A 12,043-nucleotide genomic window follows, 5' to 3' on the forward strand; every position below is an offset into this window, starting at 1 on the left:
GCTGGGTCTGCCAAGATTGGTCACAGCCGCGGTTTCCTCCATCGAGGTTTATACGACGCCCACCCGCGTCAGTAGGCAAAGCAATGTTGAACGCCTGCACGGGCGGGCATCCTACAAACCTTAACTAGACCTGACCGACAGCCGGATTTGACGAGTACCCGCAAACGCACTCCTGTCGCAAACTTTCCCGCTGCCAGCGGCAGCAATATGAATTTGTCGCGGGCACTTGAAAGGCAGCTATATGGAACTCAGCCATCGCTTCAGTGCGTATCAGTTGGTAGGTTCAATGGCCGGTATCGGGCTGGCATTTCAATAGTCTGGCCGTCGGGTAAGGGCACGTTGCTGAATTTGGCGAACGGCAGCAATGTGGAAGGCCAATCGCTGAGGTCGGTCAATCCACCCGCCGGACTTCAGATTCCTTGAGTCCATCGTCGCAAGTCAGAAGAAAGCGACCTTGGACCCCGCCAGGAGCTCACTCTCAAAAATCAATAGCCAACGGCTCAGGCAACTGGTCATCCAGATAGAGGCTGTACTCTTCCCAAATGCCTTCTCCGTAGTGCTTGTCGCAGAGCGCTTCGATGTCATCGAGGGTGATGAACATGGTGCTGAACATCATGTCGTAAAAGAAGGGCTGATCGGTGCCCGCAGCCACATCGCCATCGACGTGGTAGCCATGCACCCAGACGCGCTTGCCGGCGTACCTGGCTTCGAAAGCGGCTTTGCGTTTCAGGTACTCGGCTTCGTCGTACTCGTCATCCGTCATTCTTCGCAGGTGGTAGGCATTGCCGTGCATGGGGTGTGCGGGGTCCAGTTGCATGTCGATCATCTGCCAGTCCGCAGAGATCTGGTTGGCCACGTTGGCCAGTTGCACCGGGGTAATGTCCCCCTCCCAGTGCACCACGTCGATACAGCGGGAGGTGCCAACCTCCCCGTCCCAAATACTTGCGCTGTGCTTCATTGTTTTTGCGTTCATGCGGATAAGCCTTCCAATGTTTCAAACAGTTGAGCCAACGTGGTCATGACCACCCCAGCGCTAGGGCGCGAGTCTACGCCTGCCCGTTTGCTATGGCCTGGACGCAATTTTTGAGCAGGGCCCAATGACACAATGGGTCGGCAAATCCATGCCCCCTTGACGCTCACCGACATGCATCCACGCACCCTGCTTTTCCTGTCCGCTGCCGCCATCGCCCTCGTCTGGCAATTGCCCTACGGCAGGCAACTGCTGTACCCGCTGACCCTCCTGGCCACTTTTGCGCATGAAATGGGTCACGGCCTGACCGCAATGCTGGTGGGTGAGCAGTTCGACCAATTGCTGCTGCATGCCGATGGCTCGGGCGTGGCGCAATGGCGTGGCCATCCGGGGCGCATCACCACTGCCCTGATCGCCGCCGGTGGCCTGGTGGGTCCAACGGTGGCCGGCATCACCCTGCTGTTGCTCTCGCGCTCGCCGCGCTACGCCCGCGCCGTGCTGGCGACGCTTGCCGCCCTGGTCACCCTGTCCGTGGTCGTGTGGTTGCGCAATTCCTTTGGTGTGGTCTTTCTATTGGCATGGGCGGTGACATTGGCGGTTGCCGCCAGGACACTGTCCAACACGGCAGCGGCTTTTTCTCTGCACCTGATCGCGGTGACCCTGTGCCTGTCCTGGTTCACCGATCTCGACTACATGTTTTCGGCGCAGGCCATGGTCAATGGCGTGGCGCAGCCTTCCGACAGTGCCGTCATGGCCGACGCGATCGGGCTGACCTATTGGTTTTGGGGCGGCGTCATTGCCGTCTTTTCGCTCGCCGTGGCAGCGCTGGGGATTGGTTTTGTGAGCCGCCAACCGGCGCTGAAGTGAGCCTCGAATCATCCCGGGATTGGCATTAAACTCCTTTGAACAACACGTTTGGTGCCCTATCCAATGGGCACGCAGGGCGCTGCGATGGGCGCTTCCATCTGTGGGCATGGCATATCAACTTATCAGGGTGGAGAACACGTTATGAAGGGAATGCTGGACTTTTTGGAAAAAGCAGGGCTGGTCAAGAAGGACCCGGCTACGGAACCAGCCCCTGCCGTCCCTCGCGACACAGACAGCGCCCCCGGTTCTGATCATGTGGCGCCGAACACAAGCACGGCGGCCGTTGCCACTGCAGGCGCGGGCCTGCCCCTGAATCTGGACGATATCTACGCCAACGGCAGGATTGCGCCTTCCCTGTACCCTGCGGAGCGCCTGCTGCGCCTGGTGGATGGGCTCAGCGCCATGGACGAGGCCACGCGCTTGATGGCGATCAAGGCCATGGATGCAGCCGATGAGTCCTGGTCGATTGAAGACCCGCTGGCCGATGCTGCCGCCAAGGTCAAGGCGCTGGCTGCTTACGCCGAACAGCGGCAACTCAACCTGCTGGCCCTGGAAGCCGAGTCGCAAACCCGGCTGGAGGCCGTGGCGGCACGGCAAGCGCAGGTGGTGGGCGACATCCGCAAACAGATCACCGAGCTTGAAGCGCTGGTGTCGCGTGAACTGACCCGCGCTGCGCAGGAGACCGCGACACAAGAGGCCACCTTGAAGGCTGCGCAAGACCAAACCGCCCGGGAACTCGACGAGATATCCCGAATCAGTCAGCAACTGCAAGGCCTGGCCGTGCAGTTTGGCACCCCCACCACCCCACAGGAATAATGCAATGGCCAGTTTGACACCTCTCTCCAAAGGGCTGATCGGTTTGGCCGTGGTCGGCGCCATGGCCTCCGCCGTGTGGCACTTGGGCCTGAAGGAGCGGTTTGCCGCCAGCACCGAGATCTCACCGGCGGCGACCAGCACGCCAGCACAAACAGACGTGCCCGCGCCACTTGCGCCGCCTTCGCCCGCCACAACACCTGAGCCCTCTACCGCCCCGGCACCCGCTGCCGCACCGGCTGCGACCACCGCGCAAGCGGCCAAACTGTCGGCCGCCGACAATGCCGAGCTGGGGCGCAAGCTGCTCGACAGTGGCGACTTTGCCCAGGCCCGTGTTCATCTGGAACAAGCCGTCAAGGACGGCGATGGGGGCGCCGCCTGCCATCTGGGCGAGATGACGCTCAAAGGCCAGGGCGGCCTGCCCGCCAATCAGGAAAAAGCGGCCAGCCTGTTCCAGCTGGCCCAGTCCCGCAACATCATTTGTTTTGCCTCTGGCAAATAACGGCAACACAGTTTTTTACCAGGATCACCTCATGAAAATTCGCACTTTTGCCTTGTTGGCGGTTTTGAGCGGCAGCGGCTGGATGCTGGGCGCCGCGCAGGCGCAGGGCTTTGTTTTCGGCACGGACCCGGCCAAGCCGCAGGCGGCCGCGCCCGCCGGCGCGCGCAATGCCAAGGTCGAGACGGCGCAACGCCTGCTGACCCGCATGGGCCTGTTTCGCGAAACCCCGACCGGCACCCTGACGCCGGCCACGCAAGAGGCCATTCGCGCCTTCTCCGTGCAACACGGTCTGCCACCCACCAACCAGGTGACCGACGCCCTGCTGAATTCGATTCGCCGTGTTATCTGGCAGACGCAAAACTGGTCCAGCGGCAACTACAAGGGGCGTGAGAAACTGGTGGACGCGGCGGGCCTGCGCGAGGCCCAAATCCTGCTCGGCAAACTGGGCTTTAACGCTGGTCCGCTGGACGGCACTTTTGGCCCGCAAACGCAGGTCGCCACCGAGGCGTTTCAGGAATCGCAAGCCGTGACAGTGGACGGCCTGATCACCGCCACGGTGTTGATGAACCTGCGCCGCGCCGTCAATGGCGTGGGCTCAAGCGCCAAGGCCACGGTGCGCTTGCTCAACTGGCCCGACTACATTGACCCCAGCGTGCTGCAGGACTTCGAGAAAGAACACAACATTCGCGTGGTCTACGACATTTTTGCCAGCAATGACGACCTGCAAGCCAAGCTGGGCGCCGGCGGCACACCGTATGACGTGGTGTTCCCCACCGCCAATGCCGTGCCCGCCATGGCCACCAAAGGGCTGCTCGGCAAGCTGGACAAAGCCAGCCTCAAGAACCTGAGCAACATCGACCCCCGGGTGGACGCCACCTTGCGGGCCTGGGACAAAGACGGCGCCTACAGCCTGCCCTACATGTGGTACACGGTGGGCATCGCCTGGAACCCCAAGCTCACGGCCAAGGCCTTTCCCGGGCGCGCCATGGATTCGCTGACCAACGTGTTCGACCCCGAGGTCGCCCGCCGCTTCCAGTCTTGCGGCGTGGGCGTGGTCGATTCCGCCACCGACGTCGTGCCGCTGGCCGCCATGGCCGGCGGACAAAAGAAGTGGGATGGCAAAAACTCCACCAACGCCGCCGCCCAGGTGCTGGGCCGCCTGGCGGGCGTCGTCAAGGTGATTCCCACCGACCAGTACATCGATGCACTGGCCAGCGGCAAGATCTGCGTTGCCATCGGTTTTTCGGGTGACGCCGTGCAGGCGCAAACCAAGTCACGCGGCGCGGTGGAATACCGGGTGCCGGTGGACGGTGGCTTGCTGGCGATTGACGCCATGGCCGTGCCGGCCAACGCCAAAAACAAGCGCGAGGCGCACCTGTTCATCGACTACCTGTTGCGGCCCCAGGTGATTGCCAAAATCTCCAACACCGTCGGCTACGCCAACGCCAACCTCAAGGCCGGCGAATTCATGAGCGAGAGCATCAAGTCCAACCCGACCGTGGTGCCCAGCACCGCATCACTCAGCCATTCGTCGCCTATCCCGATCCTGTCGGAACAGGACCAGCAGGAAATAACGCGCATCTGGGCGAAATTCTCCAAATAACGTAACCCCGTAGAGTGAACGCCAAACCGTCCTATCTGGGTGCGTTCCTGAAGCACCCGACCAACCGCATGGCCCTGCTGGCCAGCGGGGTGGCGGCTATTTTTGCCTCCATTCCCTTGGGCTGGACCGGCCTGGCCCTGGTGGGCGTGGTGGCGCTGGGCACCGAGGTGCTGGCGGCGCTGGCCATTCCCAGCTTGCCTTCGTTTCGGGCCTGGGTGGACCGCGAGCAGCACCACCAGGCGCGAGCGCAGCGCCGAAGCCAGCTGGTGTCCGAGGTCAGCAGCTACGGCGACAGCAACGCTCTGGCCACCTACCAGCACATGTTCAACCGGGTGCAAGCCCTGTACCAGACAGCGGGCGACAGCCGCACCACCCTCACCCGCCAGGACGTGGAAAAACTGGAAGACCTCACCGTGGACTATCTCGGCCTGTGCGTGGTCAGCCTCTCGCTGAAACAGCGCAAAGACCACGCCAGCGAGGAGGTGGTGGTCAAGCGCATCGCCAGCATCCAGGCGCAACTGCAGAACCCGGCCCTGCCCGAGGACGAAATGCGCCAGCTGCGCAGCGCGCTGGCGGAATACGCCGAAGTCATGAAGCGCTCGCGCCGCCTGGCCGTGCGCCGCAGCGCCCTGGAGGCCACGCTGATGTCCATGCCCGACAAAATGGAAGAGGTCTACCAACTGGTCATCACCTCGCCCTACTCAAGCGAGATGGGCAGCAAACTCGAAGAGTCGCTGGCGCGCCTGCGCATTGCCGAAGAGGTGGCAGCCGAGTTTGAAGACCCCGAGTCCTTTGCCTTTGATGCACCCGACTCCGTCATGGCGAGCGAAGCGCGGCCATCCAGGGCCCAGGCCATGCAGCGCGCATCTTCCCGCTCCACCACCTCGCGCTGACGAGCGACGAGCAGCAGCCATTTTTATTCCTCATCCGTATAACCCCTAACCTATTCAACCAGGAGAACCCCATGGCCAATAACGCAATCTTCGCCCGTCTGTCCAATCTGTGGACCGGCTTCATCTCTTTGTGGGTGTCCGACATCGAAAAAGAGCATCCCGAAATTGCCTACCAGAACGCCATCGCGTCGATGATCCAGAAATACACCCAGCTCAAGGCGGCCACCGGCGCCATCATCGCCCGCCGGCAAGAGATCACGGCCCGCCTGGACGCGCATGAGCGCGAACTGGCCGCCGTCAGCGCCGATCTGGAAACCGCACTCGCCACCAACCAGGACGATCTGGCGGTGGTGCTGATTCAAAAGAAAAACACGCTGGATACCGCCCTGGCCGAGCTGCGCTCCGACGCGACGCTGGCCACCACCGATGCCGACAATGCCAAGGATTCGCTGATCCAGGTCAAGTCCGAAATCGACAAGCTCAAGGCCGAAAAGGACCGCATGCTGGCGCAGATGCACAGCGCGCAAGCGCGGCTCAAGATTCAGGGCCAGCTCGACGGCCTGTCGGTGGACGCCGAGGTGCAGGCGCTGGGTGCCGTGCGCGATCACATCAAGAGCCAGGTGGCGCAAGCCAGTCTGGGCGCCGAGCTGCAAAACTCGGACCTGGACGTGCGCCTGAACAAGCTGCGCCAAAGCAGCGGCAGCGTCACCGCCAAGGCCCAGCTGGACGCCATGAAGCAGGCCCGCGCCGCCGCCCAGGCCGCACCGGTGAAAAACCTCTAAGCCCGGACCCCCCATGACCACCCCCACAACGACGCGCAACGTGCTGCCCCAGTGGGCGGAAACCCTGAGGCAGAAATACCTGGCCGGCGAGGCCTCCACCTTCGTGCTCTACCGCAATGTGTTCGACAACTTTCTGGTCGGCGACAGCTTGCACAACCTGCAATCCTTCCTGCTTGAAGAGTTGTTCAAGGACACCAAAAAACATGTGTGCGAAGTCAGTCTGGAGCGGGGCATCCGGGTGCTGCGCGGCAAACCCAAGGGTGCCGTGGCCATCATCGACAACGCGGACGACGCCGGCGATGGCGCCGGTGCCACGCTGCTGCAATCCCTGCATGCGCTGGAAGCCCAGATGCGCAGCGAGCAATCCACCGCCGTCATCGTGCCCTACGCCGACGCGCTCTTGCCCGCCGGTGATCCGAGCTTCATGGCGCAACAGGACCGCCAGACCTACCTCGTTTTTCACCGCTGGTCGCTCGACAAGGCCCTGACCACGGGCGACAACATCACGATTCTGATCACCGAATCGCTCAACGCCATCAACCCCGGCTTGCTGTCCAACCCCAAGGTGGCGGCGATTGAAATCCCCATGCCGGACCTGGCCATGCGCCAAAAGGTCATCGCGTTTTTCGCCCCCAAACTCAGCGCGCAGCAAGTCACCCTGTTTTCCGAACGCACCGGCGGCTTGCGCACCGTGCAACTGGCCAGCATCATGGCCAGCTCGGAAGGGCATGGCCTGAGCGAGCCCGAGCGGCGCGCGCTGATCGTGCAGCTGCTGCAAGGCACGGCCGATGCCGAGCAACGCGCCACCACACTCGCCACCATCACGGCCGGCATGACCCCGGCCGAGATCACCAAACTGATCGAACCCGGCAAGACCCTGCCGGTGGGCGATGCGAACCAGGAAGTGCTCAAGGTCATCCACGCGCGCAAACGCGAAATGATCGAAAAAGAGTGCGCCGGCTTGATTGAATTCATCGAGCCCAAACACGGCCTGTCTTCGGTCGGCGGCCAGGAGCACATCAAACACGAGTTGCTGGCGATTGCCAAGAATCTGAAGGAAGGTGAAACCACCTTGACGCCCATGGGCTTGCTCGCCGTGGGCCCCATGGGCTCGGGCAAGACCTTTGTCATCAAGGCCTTCTTGAAGGAAGCCGGTTTGTCGGCGGTGGCGCTGAAGAACTTCCGCTCCAAATGGGTCGGCTCCACCGAGGCCAACCTGGAGCGCGTGCTGGCCACCGTCAAGGCCATGGGGCCGATTGCCGTCATCATCGACGAGGGCGACCGCAGCTTCGGCTCCGGCGGCGGCGAAGGCGGTGACGAAGGCACCAGCTCGCGCGTGATTGCGCGGCTTAAGGAATTCATGTCTGAACCAGAAAACCGCGGCCAGGTCTTGTTCGTGATGATGACGAATCGCCCCGACAAGCTGGATTCCGACATCAAACGCCCCGGCCGTCTGGACCGCAAAATTCCCTTCTTTTACTGCGATACGGCCCCCGAGCGGGCCCAGGTGCTGCAGGCGGTGTTGTCGCGCTACGGCGAGACCTGCGTGGCCACCACCGAAGAATTACTCACCCTGTGCGAAACCCTGACCGGCTATTCCAACGCCGACCTGGAAGCCCTGGCCCTGCTGGCGGTGGAGCTGGCCCGCAACCAGGCCAGCCCACTGGACGCGCAGGTATTGACGGCAGCGGCTGCGGACTTCATGCCGCCGCAGGAGCGCGACATGATCGAGTTCATGGAGCTGCTGGCGGTGTCGGAAACCTCGCGCCGCTCCATGCTGCCCAAACGCTACCGCGACATGGCAGTCGCCGACATCCAGAGCAATTTGATAGCCGCGAAACGGCGCGCCCTGGCGCGCTAGGCCCCCCACTTTTCCCATTCAAAAGGAGCACATCATGAACGCCATGCAAGACCAGAACCTTAGCCCCGCACAGGTCACCCAGCTCACCAAAGCCATGCTTTCGGTAGCCTTGGTGGACGGCATTCACCCCGCCGAAGCGGCGCTGATCGGCCAGTTTTACGAGAGCTCGCGCAGTGCCGACATGCCGTCCACCAGCAGCGTGATGGCCAGCCCCGAGGCGCAGCCGTTTGACGCCGCCGCACTGGCCGGCAGCCCAACCGCCTTTGCCGACACCGTGGTGCTGATGTGCCTGATGACCGCCTACGCCGACGGCCAGCTGAGCCCGGCCGAGCGCGACCATGTCCAGGCCATCGCCACCACGCTCGGTGTTGATGCGGTCCGTTTTGAAGCCCACCTGGCGCAGGTGCGCGACGAGCTAGTTGGCGCCTTGTCGCACCTGCCGGATGCGGGATCGGTGGCGGCGGTGGTGAAGGAGCTGTCGGCGGCTGATTAGCTCCAGCGACCATATAGACGAAACACTTCATTGATTTATATGGGTTTTCATAGTAAATTCAAAAAATGCAAAATGACTATGAAAATCTTGCCTTCATTGAGTTAACCGAAGCCCAGACACGTCAATACATTGACGCCGAAGCTTCCTGGCGAGCTTTGGAAGATGCCCAAACGGCAGCGGCGGAGGTTCGGGGCTCCATGATGTGGCGTACGCAGACTGGGCGTCGCTACCTGATTCGCGTAGCGGCCTTTGGCGCACAAACTTCACTGGGGCCGCACTCACTGGAGAACGAGCAAATCTATGAACGCTTTATGGCACGCAAAGTGGCCGTGCAAGCGCGCCAAAAGCAACTGCGCCAGACCGTTGCGCAGCACATACGGGTGAACCGCGCACTGCGGGTGGGGCGGGTACCCAATGTGGTGGTGGACACGCTCAATGCACTGGCCAATGCAGGTCTGCAACAGCATTTTTTAACGGTAGGCACCCATGCGCTGTATGCCTATGAAACCGCCTGCGGTGTGCGTGTGCAAACCGAGGCCACCGCCACCCAGGATATCGACTTGCTGCTGGACACCCGCAAGTACCTCAGTTTCGCCACCACCCTGCAGCGCCTGGACACATCGCTGCTGGGAATCTTCCAGAAGGTGGACAAAACCTTTGTCTTGCGTGATGACCAGAAATACACCGCGGTCAATGCAGCGGGTTTTGAGATTGATGTCATCCGTCGCACCGCGCAAAGCGCAGCAGGCACCGACCCCCATCCATTGCGAGTCTCTCAATTTGAAGAAGATTTTTGGGCAGTACAGGTGCCCAGTGGCCAAGCGATGCTGGACGGCGGGCGGTTTAAGCAAGTGGTGGTGGCCACCAACGGCGATATGGCCACCATGCATGCGCCATCGCCGGAAAGTTTTGTGCGTATTAAAACAGCCTTGAGCCAACGCCATGACCGCGACCCGCTCAAAAGTCGCAAAGACCTTTTGCAGGCCCAAGTGGTGAAGAAGTTGTTGGACGAATATGGGCTGAGCCATGTGGCCAACGCTCAGTCTCAATCGAAGTCTGCGTAATGAGGGCGGTAGCATACGTGCGCTCATTTGCTTCTATTTTAATAGCTACTTGCGCACAGCCCACCTGGGCTACAGCCACATTTGGCTCTATAAAAAGCAGCTACCAGCCGTCCGACACGCTGATTCTGGACCGCCATGGCGAGGTGTTGCACCGCCTGCGCACCGACGCCACCGTGCGGCGCGGCCAGTGGGTGGCACTCCCGGACGTATCCCCTGCCCTGCGCACGGCGCTGGTGCTGAGTGAAGACAAGCGTTTTTACGAGCACAGCGGCGTCGACTGGCAGGCCATCTCGGCGGCGGCGTGGGCGAATGTGTGGAACACCAAAACCCGCGGCGCCTCCACCATCACCATGCAGCTGGCCGGCCTGCTCGACGAGGACTTGAAGCGCGGCTCGGGCGGGCGCAGCGTCATGCAGAAGATGGGGCAAACGGTCTCGGCGCATCGCCTGGAGCGCAGCTGGCGCAAGGACCAGATTCTGGAGGCCTACCTGAACCTGGTGCCGTTTCGCGGTGAACTGGTGGGCATCGACGCGCTCAGCCACACCCTGTTTGGCAAGGCCGCGCACGGGCTGGACAACCGCGAGGCGGCGGTGGCGGCCGCCCTGGTGCGCGCGCCCAATGCCAGCCATGCGCGCGTGGTGCAGCGGGCCTGCGCCGTGCTCAAGAGTCTGGAGCCCCGCCGCGCCGACTGCGACGCGCTCGACCTGTTCACCACCGGCGCGCTGCAGCGCAAGGCCTTCGACGCCAGCGAGGGCGTGGCGCCGCATGTGGCGCGGCAACTCATCCATGCCTCCGCTCGCCCTGCGGCTGTTATCCGCACCACCTTGAGCGCCCCGCTGCAACGCTTTGCCGTGCAAACCCTGCAGCAACACCTGCGCGAGCTGGCAGGCCGCCATGTGGAAGACGGCGCCCTCGTGGTGCTGGACAACGCCAGCGGCGAAGTGCTGGCCTGGGTCGGCTCGTCCGGGGCCCTAAGCAACGCGACCGAGGTCGACTTTGTGACCGCCCTGCGCCAGCCCGGCTCCACGCTCAAACCGTTTTTGTACGCGCAGGCCATTGCTGAGCGGCGCATCACCGCCGCCTCGCTGCTGGAAGATTCCGGCGCGCAAATCCAGACGGCGGGCGGCCTCTACATCCCGCAAAACTACGACCGCCAGTTCAAGGGCTGGGTCTCAAGCCGCACCGCCCTGGGTGCCTCGCTCAACGTGCCCGCCGTGCGCACGCTGGTCATGGTGTCGCCCGATGCGTTTCACAAACAGCTCGTCGCCCTGGGCCTGCCGCTCAAGGAAAGCGGCGACTACTACGGCTACAGCCTGGCCCTGGGCAGCGCCGAGGTGTCGCTGCTCAATCTCAGCAACGCCTACCGCGCCTTGGGCAACGGCGGCCGCACCAACCCGACTACGCTGACGGTTCGCCCTGCCGCCCGCGACAAGGCGTCAACCCAAGCCATCGACCCGCGCGCCGCCTTCATCGTGGGCGACGTGCTGGCCGACCCGCTGGCGCGCGCCCGCACCTTCGGCACCGACAGCGTGCTGGCGACACGCTTCTGGAGCGCCGTCAAAACCGGCACCAGCAAAGACATGCGCGACAACTGGGCGCTGGGCTTCTCGCAGGCCTACACCGTAGGCGTGTGGGTCGGCAACGCCAGCGGCGCGCCGATGTGGGATGTGAGCGGCACCAGCGGCGCCGCGCCGATCTGGGCGGCGGTGATGAATTACCTGCACAAAACGCAACCGAGCCGCGCACCCCAACCGCCAGCGGGCCTGGTGCAAGTGCCGGTTCTGTTTGCAGCGGCTGATGGCAAGGCCAGCGGCCCGGCGCCGCTTGAAGCAGCACGCAGGGAGTGGTTCTTAATGGGCACGCAGCAGTCCACATTTGCTATTAATTCAGGAGCTACTTACGCACAATACACGGGGGCTAGAGGCCAAAAAGTCTTGAAACCCGCAGACAAACAGCTTGCCCGCATCACGTCCCCCACCACTGGCACCATCATCGCCCTGGACCCGGATATTCCGCCGAACCGGCAGCGCGTGAGCTTCCATGCGGAAGGCACGGGTTTGCATTGGCTGATGGATGGGAAGGTGTTTGCCAAGGGCACCACCGCGCAGTGGTTGCCGTGGCCGGGGCGGCATGTGGTGCGGATTATTGGGGCGCGGGGGGAGGTGTTGGATGAAGTACGGCGGGAGGTGCGGGGG

11 protein-coding genes are annotated in these 12,043 nt (G+C 62.8%); 10 read left to right on the forward strand and 1 reads right to left on the reverse strand.

Annotation, left to right across the window (positions count from 1 at the left end; genetic code table 11):
• Positions 1-478: 478 nt before the first annotated feature.
• Positions 479-973: a hypothetical protein gene (locus C5P05_RS06930; protein ID WP_157979234.1), complete on the reverse strand. Its 495-nt coding sequence runs from the start codon at positions 971-973 to the stop codon at positions 479-481.
• 132 nt (positions 974-1,105) lie between these two features.
• Between C5P05_RS06930 and C5P05_RS06935 the strand changes: the two genes are divergently transcribed.
• The 10 genes from C5P05_RS06935 to pbpC form a co-directional block, all read left to right on the forward strand.
• On the forward strand, positions 1,106-1,837 hold the full coding sequence (locus tag C5P05_RS06935; protein WP_114969134.1) for a M50 family metallopeptidase: 732 nt from the start codon (positions 1,106-1,108) through the stop codon (positions 1,835-1,837).
• Positions 1,838-1,978: 141 nt separating this feature from the next.
• Positions 1,979-2,653, forward strand: a complete 675-nt coding sequence (locus tag C5P05_RS06940) for a methyl-accepting chemotaxis protein (RefSeq protein ID WP_114969135.1) — start codon at positions 1,979-1,981, stop codon at positions 2,651-2,653.
• Positions 2,654-2,657: 4 nt separating this feature from the next.
• Positions 2,658-3,152, forward strand: a complete 495-nt coding sequence (locus C5P05_RS06945; RefSeq protein ID WP_114969136.1) for a hypothetical protein — start codon at positions 2,658-2,660, stop codon at positions 3,150-3,152.
• A 31-nt stretch (positions 3,153-3,183) separates the two neighbouring features.
• On the forward strand, positions 3,184-4,755 hold the full coding sequence (locus tag C5P05_RS06950; RefSeq protein WP_114969137.1) for an extracellular solute-binding protein: 1,572 nt from the start codon (positions 3,184-3,186) through the stop codon (positions 4,753-4,755).
• A 14-nt stretch (positions 4,756-4,769) separates the two neighbouring features.
• Positions 4,770-5,648 (forward strand): hypothetical protein, encoded by an 879-nt coding sequence (locus tag C5P05_RS06955; RefSeq protein WP_232834379.1) that lies wholly within the window; start codon positions 4,770-4,772, stop codon positions 5,646-5,648.
• A gap of 71 nt (positions 5,649-5,719) precedes the next feature.
• Positions 5,720-6,430, forward strand: coding sequence for a PspA/IM30 family protein (locus C5P05_RS06960; RefSeq protein ID WP_114969138.1), 711 nt, complete (start codon positions 5,720-5,722; stop codon positions 6,428-6,430).
• Positions 6,431-6,443: 13 nt separating this feature from the next.
• Complete coding sequence (locus C5P05_RS06965; protein ID WP_114969139.1) at positions 6,444-8,291, forward strand: AAA family ATPase; 1,848 nt, start codon at positions 6,444-6,446, stop codon at positions 8,289-8,291.
• A gap of 34 nt (positions 8,292-8,325) precedes the next feature.
• Positions 8,326-8,784, forward strand: coding sequence for a TerB family tellurite resistance protein (locus C5P05_RS06970; RefSeq protein ID WP_114969140.1), 459 nt, complete (start codon positions 8,326-8,328; stop codon positions 8,782-8,784).
• 65 nt (positions 8,785-8,849) lie between these two features.
• Complete coding sequence (locus tag C5P05_RS06975) at positions 8,850-9,848, forward strand: GSU2403 family nucleotidyltransferase fold protein (protein ID WP_114969141.1); 999 nt, start codon at positions 8,850-8,852, stop codon at positions 9,846-9,848.
• On the forward strand, positions 9,848-12,043 hold a 2,196-nt coding region (gene pbpC, locus C5P05_RS06980; RefSeq protein ID WP_114969142.1), incomplete at its 3' end, for a penicillin-binding protein 1C. The genes C5P05_RS06975 and pbpC, both read left to right, overlap by 1 nt.

Source organism: Rhodoferax ferrireducens (assembly GCF_003347515.1).
Classification (GTDB): Bacteria; Pseudomonadota; Gammaproteobacteria; order Burkholderiales; family Burkholderiaceae_C; genus Rhodoferax.